14 protein-coding genes are annotated in these 15057 nt (G+C 73.1%); 8 read left to right on the forward strand and 6 right to left on the reverse strand.

The annotated features are described in order from the left end of the window. The first annotated feature begins 21 nt into the window (after nt 1-21). Nucleotides 22-1404: an 8-oxoguanine deaminase gene (locus tag ACGF3A_RS32695; protein WP_393734035.1), complete on the forward strand. Its 1383-nt coding sequence runs from the start codon at nt 22-24 to the stop codon at nt 1402-1404. Between the two features lie 185 nt (nt 1405-1589). Beyond that, nucleotides 1590-3050, forward strand: coding sequence for a nucleobase:cation symporter-2 family protein (locus ACGF3A_RS32700; protein ID WP_393734036.1), 1461 nt, complete (start codon nt 1590-1592; stop codon nt 3048-3050). Between the two features lie 338 nt (nt 3051-3388). Here the strand turns inward: ACGF3A_RS32700 and ACGF3A_RS32705 are convergent, their stop codons facing one another. Further along, a complete protein-coding gene (locus ACGF3A_RS32705) occupies nt 3389-3976 on the reverse strand; it encodes a TetR/AcrR family transcriptional regulator (protein ID WP_393734037.1) in 588 nt (195 codons plus the stop codon). Between the two features lie 65 nt (nt 3977-4041). Between ACGF3A_RS32705 and ACGF3A_RS32710 the strand changes: the two genes are divergently transcribed. Continuing rightward, nucleotides 4042-4953, forward strand: coding sequence for an NAD(P)-dependent oxidoreductase (locus ACGF3A_RS32710; RefSeq protein ID WP_393734267.1), 912 nt, complete (start codon nt 4042-4044; stop codon nt 4951-4953). On the opposite strand, the gene ACGF3A_RS32715 is transcribed toward ACGF3A_RS32710, so the two are convergent. Both ACGF3A_RS32715 and ACGF3A_RS32720 read right to left on the reverse strand, forming a co-directional pair. Further along, nucleotides 4926-5591, reverse strand: a complete 666-nt coding sequence (locus ACGF3A_RS32715; RefSeq protein WP_393734038.1) for a helix-turn-helix domain-containing protein — start codon at nt 5589-5591, stop codon at nt 4926-4928. The two genes, ACGF3A_RS32710 and ACGF3A_RS32715, sit on opposite strands and share 28 nt — an antisense overlap. Nucleotides 5592-5674: 83 nt before the next feature. Continuing rightward, nucleotides 5675-6571: an NAD(P)-dependent oxidoreductase gene (locus tag ACGF3A_RS32720; RefSeq protein WP_393734039.1), complete on the reverse strand. Its 897-nt coding sequence runs from the start codon at nt 6569-6571 to the stop codon at nt 5675-5677. Nucleotides 6572-6646: 75 nt separating this feature from the next. Here ACGF3A_RS32720 and ACGF3A_RS32725 point away from each other — a divergent pair, with 75 nt between their 5' ends. Continuing rightward, entirely contained in the window at nt 6647-7021 is a 375-nt protein-coding gene (locus ACGF3A_RS32725; RefSeq protein ID WP_393734040.1) for a winged helix-turn-helix transcriptional regulator, read from the forward strand. Here the strand turns inward: ACGF3A_RS32725 and ACGF3A_RS32730 are convergent. Continuing rightward, nucleotides 7018-8013: a helix-turn-helix domain-containing protein gene (locus tag ACGF3A_RS32730; protein ID WP_393734041.1), complete on the reverse strand. Its 996-nt coding sequence runs from the start codon at nt 8011-8013 to the stop codon at nt 7018-7020. The genes ACGF3A_RS32725 and ACGF3A_RS32730 overlap by 4 nt on opposite strands. Nucleotides 8014-8145: 132 nt before the next feature. Between ACGF3A_RS32730 and ACGF3A_RS32735 the strand changes: the two genes are divergently transcribed. Next, complete coding sequence (locus ACGF3A_RS32735) at nt 8146-9498, forward strand: FAD-binding oxidoreductase (protein ID WP_393734042.1); 1353 nt, start codon at nt 8146-8148, stop codon at nt 9496-9498. On the opposite strand, the gene pepE is transcribed toward ACGF3A_RS32735, so the two are convergent. Continuing rightward, entirely contained in the window at nt 9495-10232 is a 738-nt protein-coding gene (pepE, locus tag ACGF3A_RS32740) for a dipeptidase PepE (protein WP_393734268.1), read from the reverse strand. The genes ACGF3A_RS32735 and pepE overlap by 4 nt on opposite strands. Before the next feature lie 26 nt (nt 10233-10258). Continuing rightward, the gene (locus tag ACGF3A_RS32745; RefSeq protein ID WP_393734043.1) at nt 10259-11059 is read right to left on the reverse strand and encodes an IclR family transcriptional regulator; all 801 of its coding nucleotides are present in this window, start codon (nt 11057-11059) and stop codon (nt 10259-10261) included. A gap of 155 nt (nt 11060-11214) precedes the next feature. Here ACGF3A_RS32745 and ACGF3A_RS32750 point away from each other — a divergent pair, with 155 nt between their 5' ends. The 3 genes from ACGF3A_RS32750 to ACGF3A_RS32760 all read left to right on the forward strand — a co-directional run bounded on the left by ACGF3A_RS32750 (nt 11215) and on the right by ACGF3A_RS32760 (nt 14911). After that, entirely contained in the window at nt 11215-12189 is a 975-nt protein-coding gene (locus ACGF3A_RS32750; RefSeq protein ID WP_393734044.1) for a DUF1177 domain-containing protein, read from the forward strand. Nucleotides 12190-12236: 47 nt separating this feature from the next. Further along, nucleotides 12237-13940, forward strand: coding sequence for an OPT/YSL family transporter (locus ACGF3A_RS32755; protein WP_393734045.1), 1704 nt, complete (start codon nt 12237-12239; stop codon nt 13938-13940). A gap of 272 nt (nt 13941-14212) precedes the next feature. After that, entirely contained in the window at nt 14213-14911 is a 699-nt protein-coding gene (locus ACGF3A_RS32760) for an AroM family protein (RefSeq protein WP_393734046.1), read from the forward strand. The last annotated feature ends 146 nt before the right edge of the window (nt 14912-15057 follow it).

Below are 15057 nucleotides of genomic sequence, written 5' to 3' on the forward strand. Positions count from 1 at the left end.
CCCACCGCATCGAGGACCACCATGGCGGATTCAGCACCCGCACGTATCGTCATCGAGAACTGCGCCGTCGCCACCGTCGACGCCGAGGACACGGAGCACGCCTCCGGGCACGTCGTCGTCACCGGCAGCCGCATCGAGTCGGTCGGACCCGGCAGGGCACCGGACGGGCTGGAGGGGGTGACCCGGCGGATCGACGGCACGGGACACCTCGTCACGCCCGGCCTGGTCAACACCCATCACCACTTCTACCAGTGGCTCACCCGCGGCCTCGCCACGGACTCGAACCTCTTCGACTGGCTCGTCGCGCTGTACCCCACCTGGTCCCGCATCGACGAGCAGATGGTGTACGCGGCGGCCCGCGGCTCCCTCGGGATGATGGCCCGCGGCGGCGTGACCACCGCGATGGACCACCACTACGTCTTCCCGCGCGGCAGCGGCGACCTGCTCGGCGCCGAGATCCGCGCCGCGCGCGAGCTGGGCGTGCGCTTCACCGCCGCGCGCGGCTCGATGGACCGCGGCGAGTCGGACGGCGGGCTGCCGCCGGACTTCGCCGTCGAGTCCCTGGAGGACGCGCTGCGGGCGACCGAGGAGGCCGTCGACACCCACCACGACCCCTCGTTCGACTCGATGCTGCACATCGCGGTCGCCCCCTGCTCCCCCTTCTCCGTCTCCACCGAACTGATGCGTGAGGCAGCGCTGTTGGCCCGCCGCAAGGGCGTACGGCTGCACACGCACGGCTCGGAGACGGCGGAGGAGGAGAAGTTCTGCCACGAGCTGTTCGGCATGGGGCCGACCGACTACTTCGAGTCCACGGGCTGGCTCGGGGAGGACGTGTGGATGGCGCACTGCGTCCACATGACCGACGCGGACATCGAGGCGTTCGGCCGTACGAGGACCGGCGCCGCGCACTGCCCGTCCTCCAACGCCCGCCTCGGCGCGGGCATCGCCCGGGTCCCCGACATGCTCGCCGCGGGCGTCCCGGTCGGCCTCGGCGTGGACGGCACCGCCTCCAACGAGTCCGGTGAACTCCACACCGAACTGCGCAACGCGCTCCTCGTCAACCGCCTCGGCGGCCACAAGGAACGTGCCCTGAACGTCCGCCAGGCGCTGCGACTCGGCACCCACGGCGGCGCCCAGGTGCTGGGCCGCGCGAACGAGACGGGCTCGCTGGAGCCCGGCAAGCTCGCCGACCTGGTGCTCTGGAAGCTCGACGGCATCGGCCACTCGTCGATCGCCGACCCGGTCGCCGCGCTCGTCCTCGGCGCCGCGGCACCGGTCACCCTCTCCCTCGTGGGCGGCAGGACGGTCGTGGAGGACGGCCACCTGACCACCGCCGACGAGGACGAGATCGCGCGCGACGCGCGGGACGAGGCGCAGCGCCTCGCCCGTATCGCCGCGCACTGAGAGCCACCGGCCGGGAGGGACGGCTCCCGGCCGGTCTTCTCCGTCCCCTCCACTCCGCACACATGTCATGGGCGCAACAACTGCACACCGGCACGACCTCGTACGGCGTGTGAGCCCGTACGACGCACGACCTCCCGAAACTCAGTGTCCACGCCAGGACACAGGAAAACGACAGGAGGACCGCAGTGGCCAAGACGCCCAGGTTCACCGCGCAAGGCACGGCAGCGGATGCGAAGGGGGACGGGAGCGGAGAAGCGCCGCGGAAGCACCCTGTCGATCAGGGCATGCCGCCGGTCAAGCTCTTCACCACCGGCCTTCAGCACGTCGCGGCGATGTACGCCGGGGTGGTCGCACCGCCCCTCGTGATCGGCGCCGCCGTCGGACTGTCCGTCACCGAACTGACGTTCCTGACCGGCGCCAGCCTCTTCATGGCGGGCATCGCCACCCTCCTCCAGACGCTCGGCGTCTGGAAGATCGGCGCCCGCCTCCCCTTCGTCAACGGCGTGACGTTCGCGACCGTCGCGCCCATGCTCGCCATCAACAAGTCCGAGGGCCCCGAGGACGCGCTCCCCGTGATCTTCGGCGCCACGATGGTGGCGGCGGCGATCGGCTTCGTCGTCGCGCCCTTCTTCAGCAAACTGGTCCGCTTCTTCCCGCCCGTCGTCACCGGCAGCGTCATCACGCTCATCGGCATCTCGCTGATGCCCGTCGCCTTCAACTGGGCCCAGGGCGGCAACGAGAAGGACCCGGACTACGGCGACTTCGCCAACATCGGCATGGCGGGCCTCACCCTCCTGATCGTCCTGCTGCTGCGCCGCTTCACCAGCGGCTTCCTCAAGCAGATCGCCGTACTGCTGGGGCTGCTCGTCGGCACGCTGATCGCGATACCCGTCGGCATCACCGACTTCACGGCCCTCAAGGAGGCCGACGTCGTCGGCTTCCCCACCCCCTTCCACTTCGGCGCCCCGCAGTTCGCGGTCGCCGCGATCGTCTCCATGTGCGTGGTCATGCTGGTGTCCATGACGGAGTCGACCGCCGACATGCTCGCGCTCGGCGAGATCGTCGACCGCCCCGCCGACGAGAAGACCATCGCGGCGGGCCTGCGCGCCGACACCGCGGGCTCGTTCGTCAGCCCCTTCTTCAACGGCTTCATGTGCAGCGCCTTCGCGCAGAACATCGGGCTCGTCGCGATGACGCGCATCCGCAGCCGGTTCGTGGTCGCCGCGGGCGGCGGCATCCTCATCGTCATGGGCCTCTGTCCGATCGCCGCCGCGCTCATCGCGTCCGTACCGCAGCCGGTGCTCGGCGGTGCGGGCGTCGTCCTGTTCGGCTCCGTCGCGGCGAGCGGCATCCAGACGCTGCAGAAGGCGGGCCTCGACAAGGACAACAACGTCCTGATCGTCGGGACCTCGCTCGCCGTCGGCGTCATCCCGATCGCCGCGCCGGACTTCTACCACGCGTTCCCGGAGAGTGCGAAGATCATCCTCGACTCCGGGATCTCCACGGGGTGCGTCACCGCCGTTCTGCTCAACCTCGTCTTCAACCATGTCGGCAAGGGCCGCCGCGACGAGGAGACGGTGACCCATCCCATGGAACCCGGAGAAGGGATCCCCCACCAAAAGGTGCCCTCCCCCTCAACGAACTGAGCCCCCACTCGCTTCTCCCTCCGCCCCACAGCGCTTGGGAAGTCTGCTCCCTCCACCCCACTGTGCTTGGGAAGTCTGCTCCCTCCACCCCACTGTGCTTGGGAAGTCTGCGCAAGGCGCAGGGTTGGCAAGCGCAGCCCCCTTCGCCGGGTGCCCTGCGTACTGGGCCGGGTTCGGGTTGCCCCGGGCTGTGCATTGCGGACTGCGAGTCCGTCGTGGCTTGTCGCGCAGTTCCCCGCGCCCCTGTATGGGCAAGCCCCGATGCCTTGGACCCGGCGCGGCGGAGCCGCATATCAAACACAGGCCCGCGCCCCTGAGGGCAAAGGGGCACCCGGCACTCAGGTGCTGGTCGCGGCGTCCAGGATCGGGCCCAGTTCCGCGGCCACCGTCTGCAGCGCTCGGGGGGAGCGTTCCGCTCGGGAGATGAGGATCGCTCCCTCCAGTGTGCTGAGCATCAGGGTGGCCAGGGAGGGGGCCCGGTTCTCCGGGACGCCCATCGTGGTGAGGGCCCGGGCGATGGGGGCCGCCCACTCCGCGAACGCGGTCGCCACCGCGGTCCGGGTCGAGGGCGCGGAGGCGGCGCAGTCCACCGTCGCCGCCGCGACCGGGCACCCCGCGAGCGTGCCGTCCGCCGCCTCCAGCTCGTCCGTCCACTGACGGGTCATCGCGGCGAACAGGCCGCCCGGCGTGGGGGATTCGCCCATGGCCGTGACGAAGCGGTCGACGCGCCGGGCGGCGTAACGGGCGGCCCAGGCCACCGCGTCGTTGACCAACTGCTCCTTGCCGCCCGGGAAGTAGTGCTGGAGTGAGCCGCGCGGCGCGTCCGCGTGGGCGACGACGTGGCGCAGGCCCGTCGCCGCGACCCCGTCGCGGCGGATGAGCTGTGCCGCGCTGAAGACGATCCGTTCCCGTGGCCCGTACGCCATGTCCGTTCCCCTCCCTCATAAGTCTCGCTATTATGACGCTCGTCATAGGTGACCGGGGGTGGGCCATGGGCATCGGATTCATCGGACTCGGCACCATGGGGCGGCCGATGGCGCTCCATCTGGCCCGGCACGGCGCCGCGAACGGCGAAGGACCGCTGCTGGTCTGGAACCGTACGCGCGCGAAGGCCGAGCCCCTGCGCGCCGCAGGGGCCGAGGTCGCGGCGGGCCCGGCGGAGGTGTTCCGGCGGGCGGGCACCGTGCTGCTGATGCTGGCGGACGGCGCGGCCGTGGACGCCGTGCTGGCGCGTGGCACGCCGGAGTTCGGGGCGCGCGTCGCCGGGCGCACGGTCGTCCACATGGGCACGACGTCACCCGCGTACTCGCAGGCGCTGGAGGCGGACGTCCGCGCGGCGGGCGGGCGTTACGTGGAGGCGCCGGTCTCCGGCTCGCGCGTACCGGCCGAGCGGGGGCGGCTCGTGACGATGCTGGCGGGCGATCCGGCGGCGGTCGCGGACGTACGGCCGCTGCTGCGGCCCCTCAGCCACGAGAGCCGCGTGTGCGGGGCCGTGCCGAACGCGCTGCTGATGAAGCTGTCGGTCAACCTCTACCTGATCACCATGGTCACGGGCCTCGCCGAGGCGTTCCACTTCGCCGCGCGGCAGGGGATCGACCTGGAGCTGTTCGGGAGCGTGCTGGACGCCGGGCCGATGGCCAGCGATGTCAGCCGCGTGAAGACGGCGATGCTGCTGGCGGGGGACGACGCCGCGCAGGCCGCCGCGCTGGACGTGCTGGAGAACAACCGCCTGGTCGCCGAGCGGGCCCGCGCCACCGGGCTCGCGACGCCGCTGCTGGACGCGAGCCACGCGCTGTTCGCCGAGACCGTGCGGCTCGGGCACGGCGGTGCCGACATGATCGCCGTCCTGCGCGCGCTGGAGGCCCGTACGGCCGGTCAGGCCTCCAGCGCCGCCCAGAAGTGACGCAGGATCTCCTCCAGGAAGGCAGGACCGGCCGAACCCGTCGACCCGGCGGCCCAGTTGAGGGACCCGGCGGTCGTCGAGGCGTAGGCGTCGTGCAGTTCGCGCAGCGCCTCCTCCAGCCGGTCCTTGGGGAGCGGGACGAGGCGGGCGACCGGGGACGTGTACGCCTGCCAGCGCGTGGTGACCGCGCGCCGCAGCAGCCCGGTCAGCTCCTCCTCGCGGCCGGTGAAGGCGAGCAGCGCGGGGAGGGGGAGGCGCAGCGCGCGGCCGAGGGCCTCCGCCTGGCGGGCGTTCCCCGTCCACTGCCCGGTGGCCTCGACGCGCTCGTACGCCGCCGGGTCCATCCCGATCTCCAGCGCGAGGTCGGGCGCGGAGACCCCGTGCGCGAGCCGGTGCTCGCGCAACGTGCGCGGCACGCGGAGCAGATGCGCGGGCGAGCACCACAGCGCGCCGGCGAGCGCGGTGAGCTGGCGCTCGTCGGGCACCCTGGTGCCCTGCTCCCACGCGGCCACCAGCCGCGGATCGACGTGCTGGCCGAACGCCGCGCGCATCCCGTACGCCACGTGCGCGGGCGTCAGCCCGAGAGCCTCACGGAACCGCCGCGCTGCTCCCGCGTCGAACGGCGTGCTGTCCTGCATCGGCACACCGTAGGGAGCCGTTCCGCCGGGTGCCTAGCGTGCGTTCCGCCGAAGCGTCGGCTCGTAGGAACCTCCGAGTCCGCCTACTTGTGGCGCAGCATGTCCACGATGCCGGTGACGCTCTCGCCGTCGTGGCCGCCCTCGGCGAGACGGGCCGCCATCAGATCCGTGAAGGGGGCGATCAGCTCCGTGCTGACGCCCTGCTCCTCGGCGGTGCGCAGCAGGGTGGCGTTGCCCGCGGTCATCATGGCGAGGTTGGAGACGACGCCCTCGGTGTAGTCGCCGCTCTCCAGCTGGGCCGCCGTCTGGTCGACGGCGAGGGCCATGGCGGTCAGCCAGCCCGAGAGGAGGGGAGCGAACTCCTTGGGGGCGATGTCCTCTTCACCGCGTACCAGCGCGAAGGCGTGGAGGATGCCGCCCGTCATCCCGGTCATGGCGCTCAGCAGCGCCACGTCCTGCAGCGAGGCGTGGCCGGGCCCTTCCCCGGCGTAGGAGGTGCCCGTCGGCACGGCGAGGGTCGCGCGGTGCTCGTCGAAGAGGGCGCGGGGGCCGCTGTAGAAGATGTAACCGCCCGATTCCGGGACGCCGATCATGGGCGGGATCGCCATGATGCCGCCGTCGAGGAAACGGGCCCCGCGCTCCTCGGCCCAGCGCGCCCGCTCGCGCGCCTCCGCGGGGGTTCCGGTGGTGAGGTTGACCAGGTCCTTGCCGGTCAGGTCGGCGTCCGCGAGGGCCTCGCCCACGGACGCGTCGTCCAGCAGGCAGACGATCACGAGCCGGGAGGCGGCGACGGCCTCGGCGGCGGAGTCCGCGACCTCGGCGCCGTACGCCGCGAGCGCGTCGGTCTTGCCGGGGGTGCGGTTCCATACGGTCAGGGGGTGCCCGGCGTCGAGCCAGGTACGGCCGAGGGCCGCACCCATCGCGCCGAGGCCGAGCAGGGTGACAGGGGTCTTTTCGACAGGGGTCTTTTCATTGGCCATGCCCCCAGACTCGTACCGGCCCATTTCATGATCAAGTACGCACAAACTAGTGGGTGGTTACCTTAAAGTGAGGGGATGACCAGGCGTGACACGTACGTGTGCGGGATCGACGCGGCCATCGACGTCGTCGGCGGCAAGTGGAAGGTGCTCATCCTCTGGGCGCTGGACGACGCGGGCACCTGCCGGTTCGGGCAGCTCAAGCGCGCGCTGCCGGGCGTCACGGAGAAGGTCCTCGCCTCGCACCTGCGCGAGCTGGAGTCCGACGGCATCGTGCGCCGGGAGGCGTACGCGGAGACGGTGCCCCGCGTCGAGTACAGCCTGACGCCGCTCGGCGTCTCCCTCAACGAGGCGCTGGCCCCGCTGGGAGCCTGGGGGAGGACCCACCTGCTGCCCCCGGGGCACCACGAAAGGGCCGGCCGGGACGCCCGGGACGACCGGCGCTCGGCCTAAGGGCGTTGTTCGGGGAGGCCGGTGACGCGGCTGGCCGGTGTGTGGCCGTACCGCCTCTTGAAGGCGCGGATGAAGTGGCTGCTGTCGGAGAACTGCCAGCGCGCCGCCACTTCGCTGACGCTCGGCCGGGGTCCTGGGCCGGGCCCGCCGCCCAGCAGGGCCAGCCGGGCCTCTTCGAGCCTGCGGCGGCGGACGTACGCGGCTGCCCCTTCGTCGGCCCCGGACGCCGCGAAGGCCCGGTGCAGCGTGCGTACGGAGACGTGGAGTTCACGCGCCAGCGCCGCGGGCGAGAGGCCGGGGTCGGTGAGGCGGCGGTCCGCGAGGTCCCGCGCCGCCTGCGCCAGCGCGGGGCCGAGCAGGGGGTCGGCGCTGTCGGCGCGGCGGCCCAGCACCCCCTTGACGAGTTCGAGCAGCGCGTCGCGGGCGGCCAGCGCGCCGGACGGGCCGAGGTCCCCGGCGGTCTCCTCGACCAGGCGCAGATGCCCCAGCAGCAGCCGTGCCTCGGGTGAGGACGTCGGTCCCGCGACGAGCCGGTCGCGGATCAGCCGGGAGAGCGGGGAGGCGGGCAGGAGCAGCACCTTCGCCGAGGTGTGCCGTGCCTCCTCGTACGTCGGCGGGCCGCTGCGCTGCAGCAGGAACTGCCCGGGCCTGACGGTGTGTTCGTCGCCGCGCGCCCGGGAGAAGCGCCAGGCGTTGCGCCGTACGACATGCAGCACCACCTGCTCGTCGTTCTGCTGGGGCGAACCGCTGTTGGTGCCGACGAGCGACTCGCTGTGGACGTCGGCGATCACCGCGTCGTGCGCGGTGACGGCGCGGGCGCTGAGCCGGAAGTCGCCCGTGCTGCCCGGAGTGAAGTCGGGCGTCGGATGCGCCGTGCCCAACTGCGCCTCCCACTCGCGCCAGAAGCGGCCGAAGCGCGCCGCGACGGTGGTGGAGGCGGTGACGTCCGCGGCGAACGTCCCGCCGGACGCGTCCGGTCCAGGCGTCGTCATGGCCGTCCCCCCCCTGCGGTGGCGCTGATGTCCCCTCGTTCTGGCACTGGCGTTCAAGCGTAGACGCCGTGCCGCTTCCTACCGTCGGCACGGGAACAGCGAGAACAGCGAGAACAGCGGGAGGGACGAACGATGGGTTCCGCGAACGCGGCCGACGAACTCGCCGGTCGCCTGGGGGCGCGGCTGCGACCCGGACGGCTGCACCGCCCCGGCGACCCGGCGTACGCCGTGGCGTCGGCCCTCTGGAACGGCGCGGTGACCACGCGCCCGGCCCTGGTCGTCCGGCCGCGTACGGCCGAGGAGGTCGCCGTCGCCGTCACCGCGGCGCGCGAGTGCGGCGTCGGGCTGTCGGTGCGCGGCGGCGGGCACGACTGGGCGGGCCGGGCACTGCGCGAGGGCGGGCTGGTGATCGACCTCGGCGGGATGCGCGAGGTGCGGGTGGAGGGGGACGCCGCCGTCATGGGCGGCGGCAGTCTCGCCGGTGACGTCGTCGCGGCGGCGGCACCCGCGGGCCTGAACGTCGCCACGGGCACCGCCGGTCTCGTCGGCATGGCCGGACTCACCCTCGGCGGCGGCTACGGCCCGCTGCTGGGCACGGCCGGGCTGGCCGCCGACAACCTCCTCGGGGCCGAGGTGGTGCTCGCCGACGGGCGTCTCGTCTCCACCGAGGACGACGGCGAGCTCCTGTGGGCGCTGCGCGGCGGGGGCGGGAACTTCGGCGTGGTCACGCGGATGCGCGTCCGGCTCCACCGCGACCGCGGACTCGTCGGCGGGATCGCCCTGTTCCCCTGGGACGAGGCACCGGCCGTGCTCGCCCGGTACGCGGAGCTGACCGCGAGCGCGCCCGAGGGGCTGACGCTGCTGCTGGAGCTGACCTTCGTCCCCGACCTCGGGTCGTGCGTGCTCGCGGTGCCCGTCTGGTCCGGCGCGCCGGGCGGGGCCGACGCCGCCGTCGCCGACGTGCTGCGCCTCGGCACGCCGGTCACCAGCACCGTCGGCCCGACCACGCAGCGGGAGCTGCTCGGCCAGTTCGACCGGGCCGTCCCCACCGGCATGCACTGGGACCTGCGCACCCGCACCGTCGCCGCGCTGACGCCCGAAATCATCCGCGTCCTGCTCGACGCCGCGGAGTCACGCCCCGGGCCGGGAGCGGGGATCGGCGTACGGCAGTTCCACGGCGCCGCCACCTGGGTCGGCGCCGACGACACGGCCTTCGGGACGCGCGCCCCGCACGTCGTCGTCGAGATCTCCGCCGGGCGGGGACCGGACGACGCGGACGACACGGCGGACACGTACCGGAAGTGGGCCGAAGGCGTCCGGTCCGCACTGGAGCCGCACGCCCTGCCCGGCGGCTACCCCAACTTCCTCCTGCCGGAGCAGCGGGACCAGGTCGCGCACGCCTACGGCGCCCACGCGCCGCGCCTGACCGAGGCCAAGCGCGCCTACGACCCCGAGCAGGTGTTCACCGCCACTCCGCTGCCCTAGGACCGATCCCCGCGGCTGTCGAACGTCGCCCTGGCCGCGAGGAGTTGCGACAGGTCCGTGCCCGGGCCGTGCTCGACCGGGTCGGCGCCCGGTGCGAAGAGGCGGGCGCCCGCCTCGATGCCGCCGAGCGTGAGCGTGCCGTCCTCGCGGCGCAGCCAGGTGCCCTCGCGCAGGCCGAGCACCGGCACGTCGTTCTCCTCCAGGAACTGCGTCAGCCGCTCCTCGCGCGTCTCGCCCATGTGCGCGCTCTCCGGCGACGGGTCGAGGTAGTGCGGGTTGATCTGGAAGGGGACGAGGCCCAGCGCGTCGAAGGAGGCGGGCTGCACGATGGGCATGTCGTTGGTCGTACGGAGCGTGGGGCAGGCCATGTTGGTGCCCGCGCTGGAGCCCATGTACGGGACGCCCTCGCGCACCCGCGCGGAGACGGCCTCCACCAGGCCGCGTTCCTGGAGGGACTTGAGCAGCCGGAAGCTGTTGCCGCCGCCGATGAAGACGGCCTGCGCCGAAGCCGCGGCGGCGCGCGGGTCGTCGGCCGTGTGGATGCCCCGGACACGGATGCCGAGGCCCTCCATGAACGCGGCGACCTTGGCCGTGTAGCCGTCGTGGTCCGCGAGCGCGTACGGCACGAAGAGGAGTTCGTCCACGCCGCGCAGATGCCCGGCGATCACGTCGCGGGCGTGCTCCAGGTAGGAGCGGCCGGGCGCGGAGGAGTTGGAGAGCAGCAGAAGACGCATGGTGGCCGTCGTGGACATCGGGTGGTTCAGCCTTTCTTGTCGCGGGACACGGTGGTGCGGCGGGGGGTGAGCAGTTCGCCGAGGCCTTCGGCGGCGGAGCGCAGGGGGACGAGCAGCTGCTCCTGCTTGCCCGACAGCAGCTCGTGCGGGCCGACGAGCGTGAGCGAGCCGACCGGCTGCGCACGGACGAGCACGGGCACGGCGAGCGCGGCGGTGGCCGGGTCGTACTCGCCCTCCGAGTACGCGTAACCCTGGGCCGGCACCTGGCTCATCAGCTTCTCCAGCTCGCCGGGGTCGGTGACCGTCAGCTCGCTGAAGCGGGCCATCGGGCGCCCGTAGAGCAGCGCGGCGCGGGCGCCGGGGGCGAGCATCCCGAAGTACGCGCGCGAGGTGGCGCCCGCGTGCCCGGGATACAGCTCGTCCGCGAGCCGGTAGGCGCGCAGCGGCCCCGAGGAGCCGGAGGCCGAGTCGACGCAGCGCAGGTGCGCGCCGTCCGGCACGGCGAAGAGCGCGGTCACGCCGGTGGCCGCCGCCAGCTCGCGCAGTGCGGGCCGCACGAGCCCCGCCATGCCGCCGTGCCGCTCCCAGGCCGTGGCCATGTGCCAGACGGCGGGCCCGAGCCGGTAGCGGCGGGTCACCGGGTCGGAGACCAGGAAGCCGCGGTGGGCGAGCGAGGCCAGCAGCCGCTGGGCCACGGACTTGTCCCAGCCGTACTCGGCGGCCAGATCGGTCACTCCCCACTCCTCCCGGTCGTGGGAGAAGGCGAGCAGCACCTGGAGCACGCGGTCGGCGGTCTGGAGCGGCGGCGCTCCGCTTTCGGTAGTCACGCACCGCACCCTACCGCTTCGTGAGACGGCGTCCCTCATATAGAGAAAAGCTTGCGGTTATGGGAACGGCGGAGAGAACCTGCGGGAAACGCAAGACGCGTGCATCACGCACGCATCACACGCAACGTACGCACCACTCGCACCAGGGAGCCGCAGTGCTCAAGCACGTTCTCGACGTTCTCGAACTCCTCGACCGCCCGCAGACCAGCGGCAAGCTCCTCGCCGACCACCTGCGCGGCGTCCTCGAAGCGGCGGGCGGCGGCCCGGCGGGCGACGCAGGGCCCGAGATCACCGTGACCCGCGTCGAGGGCGCCAAGGGCGGCACCGACTTCGTGAAGGTCGTCGTGCCGGGCCGCGGCGGCAGGCGCGCGGGCGGCGAGGCCCCGACCCTCGGTGTCCTCGGCCGCCTCGGCGGCGTCGGCGCCCGCCCCGAGCGCACCGGCATCGTCTCCGACGCCGACGGCGCGGTCGCCGCGCTCTCGGCCGCCGCCAAGCTGCTCGACATGTACGGCCGCGGGGACGTGCTGGACGGCGACGTGATCGTCTCCACCCACGTCTGCCCCGACGCGCCGACCCGGCCGCACGACCCGGTGCCGTTCATGGACTCCCCGGTCTCGATCCTCGACTGCAACCGCGAGGAGATCGACGAGGCCATGGACGCCGTCGTCTCCATCGACACCACCAAGGGCAACCGGCTCCTCAACCACCGCGGCATCGCCCTCTCGCCCACCGTCAAGGAGGGCTGGATCCTCCGCGTCAGCGACAGCCTCCTCGGCGTCCTGGAGACGGTGACCGGCGAGGCCGCGCACGTCCTGCCGATCACCACGCAGGACATCACCCCGTACGGCAACGGGGTCCACCACATCAACTCGATCATGCAGCCCTGCGTCGCCACCGCCGCGCCGGTCGTCGGCCTCGCCCTCACCGCCCAGTCCGCCGTCGCGGGCTGCGCGACGGGCGCCAGCCACGAGTCGGACATCGCGGCGGCGGGTCGCTTCGCGATCGAGACCGCGAAGGAGTACGGACGGGGAGTCGTCCGCTTCCACGACCAGGACGAGTTCGCCCGCCTGGTCGAGCTGTACGGCCCGATGACCCGGCTCCAGTCCACGGAAGGAGCGGTCGAGGACTGACCGCACCACCCACCCCGCGCAGGCGCACCCCGAAAGACGGATCCCCTATGAGCACCTCCCCACCGGTCCCACCGGTCACGGAACCGGAGCAGAAGGCCCACCCCAGAGCGCTGGAGCCGATCACCCTCGTGGTGACGGTCCTCCTCTCCGTACTGGGCGCGGTGATCGGCCTCGTCCTCATCACGACCCTCGGCATCGCGCCGAACACCTCCGTCATCGGCGCGCTCATCGCGATGCTCATCGGGCGGATCTCGTTCGCCGCGCTCACCAAGATGCGCGACCCGCACCGGCAGAACCTCGTCCAGTCGGCGATCTCCGGCTCGACGTTCGCCGCCGCGAACTCGCTCGTCACGCCCATCGCCGTGCCGTTCCTGCTCGGGCGCCCCGGGCTGGTGTGGCCGATGCTGGGCGGCGCGGTCATCGGGCTCGCCGTGGACAGCTGGGTGCTCTACCGCGTCTTCGACTCCAAGCTGCTGCCCGCCTCCGCTGCCTGGCCCGCGGGCATCGCGGCGGCCGAGACGATCAAGGCGGGCGACGAGGGCGGCCGCAAGGCCAAGCTGCTCGGCGTCAGCGCCGTCGTCGGCTTCGTCGGCTCGCTCTTCAAGCTGCCGACGAGCGCCGCCGGCGTCGCCTTCCTCGGCAACATCTGGGCGCTGCTGATGTTCGGCATCGGCCTGCTCGTCGCGCAGTACGCGCCGGGGATCTTCGACACCGACCTGTCCGCGAACTACGTGCCGCACGGCGTCATGATCGGCGCGGGCCTCGTCGCCCTCGTCCAGGCCGTGCTGATGATGCGGGACCGCAAGGCGAAGCGGGAGGGCGGTGACGCGGCGCCCGGGGAGGGGACGGACGCGGCGTACCGCGGCGACCGCTTCGACCCGGACGCCCGTACGGTCGACACCCGGCGGCTGCGCCGCGGCCTGCTGGAGGGGCTCGTCCTCTTCGTCGCGGGCGCGATGCTGATCGCGCTGATGGGCGGCGTCTACTCCGAGATGGGCGGCCTCGGCCTCGTCGGCTGGGTCCTGCTCGCGGGCGTGGCGGCGCTGATCCACCAGCTCATCGTGGGGCTCGCGGCGATGCACTCGGGCTGGTTCCCCGCCTTCGCCGTGACACTGATCTTCCTGATCCTCGGCCTCGTGCTGGGCATCCCGATGGTGCCGCTCGCCCTCCTCGTCGGTTACGCGGCCTCCACGGGCCCCGCCTTCGCCGACGTCGGCTTCGACTTCAAGGCGGGCTGGCTGCTCCGCAAGGGCGCGGTGCCGTGGCACCCGTACGAGATGGCCGGGCGCCGTCAGCAGTACATCGCCCAGCTCGTGGGCTTCGCGGTCGCGATCCTGGTCGTCGTCATCGCCTGGAAGCCGTTCTTCGAGGACGGCCGGGTGCCGCCGGTCGCACAGGTCTACGTCGACACGATCAAGGCGGGCCTGACGGATACGCATGCGCTGGCGATGATGGGGCTCTGGGCGATCCCCGGTGCGCTCATCCAGTTCTTCGGGGGTTCGTCGCGCCAGATGGGCGTACTGCTCGCCACGGGCCTGCTGGTCGCCACTCCGCAGGCGGGGTGGCTGGTGCTGATCGCCCTCGCGGTGCGGGTGGCTTACAGCCGGTACCGCCGTCGAACAGCTGGTACGGGCTCGCTCGCCGCCAAGGAGGCCCAGCTTGAGGCCGACAACGACCTCGCGCTGGTCGGCGCGGGCCTGGTCGCGGGCAGTTCGCTGAACGACGTCAGCCAGATCTACAAGGCCATATAAGGGGAGCCCCTTGCCGTGCATCGCGGGCTGCGGGTGCGCTGTGGCTGGTCGCGCAGTTCCCCGCGCCCCTGACGGGGCACTGTCCGTGCCCGGAACGGCCCCGTCTCGCGTGCTCGCGCCCGCGCGGCGGAGCCGCATATTGACACAGTCCCGCGCCCCTGAGCCCCGAAGGGGCGCGGGGAACTGCGCGCCAAGCCACGACGCACCCGCGGTCTGCGACGCACCGGCAGGGGCAGCCCCTGCGCAGCCCACGGAAGAGAGGAACCAGCACTGTGAGCGCAACTCTTGGGCTTGTCACCATCGGGCAGGCGCCCAGGACGGACCTGGCCGGTGACATCGGGCCGTACCTCGCGGGCGTACGAGCCGTGGAGCACGGAGCGCTGGACGCCGACATCTTCGACGGCCCCGAAGGCGACCGTACGCGAGAAGCGGTCGGGCCCGAGCCGGGCGAGGCCCCGCTCATCTCACGGCTCAGGGACGGCCGTTCCGTGCTGCTCGGACACGACGCGCTCGCGCCCCGCATGGCGGACGCGGTCGCCCGCTGCGAGGCGGACGGCGCGGGCGCCACGCTCCTGCTCTGCACCGGCAACTTCCCGCCCGTACCGGCGGCCCGCCCCGTGCTGTACGCGGAGCCGCTCGTCCAGCACGGCGTGCGCGCCCTCACCGGTGACGACCCGGTCGGCGTCGTCTGCCCGCTGCCCGCGCAGCGCGCGGACGTCGAGCGCCGCTGGTCCCTGCTGCTCCCCGGCGCGGTCCGCGCCGAGCCCGCCGACCCGTACGCCGGGGACGCCACGGCCCAGGTCGCCGCCGCGGCCCGCGCGCTCGCGGAGGGCGGCAGCCGCTGGCTCGTCCTCGACTGCATCGGCTACACGGAGGCGCTGCGTACGGCCGCGGCCGAGGCCGCCGGGCTCCCGGTGCTGCTGGCCCGAGCCCTCGCCGTACGACTGGCCACGGAGGCGGCGCTCGGCTAGGCCGTGTCCGGCGGATCAGGGCTGGACAGGGGCTGCCCCGTGCCATGTCTTGCAGGCTGCGGCTGTCGTCGTGGCTTGTCGCGGCGGTGCCCCCCCCCCCCGGGGGGGCGGGGGGGGGGGGGGCGGCGCCGCCCCCCCCCCCCCCC

The sequence above is a fragment of the Streptomyces sp. NPDC048172 genome, from assembly GCF_043202595.1.
Lineage (GTDB): Bacteria > Actinomycetota > Actinomycetes > Streptomycetales > Streptomycetaceae > Streptomyces.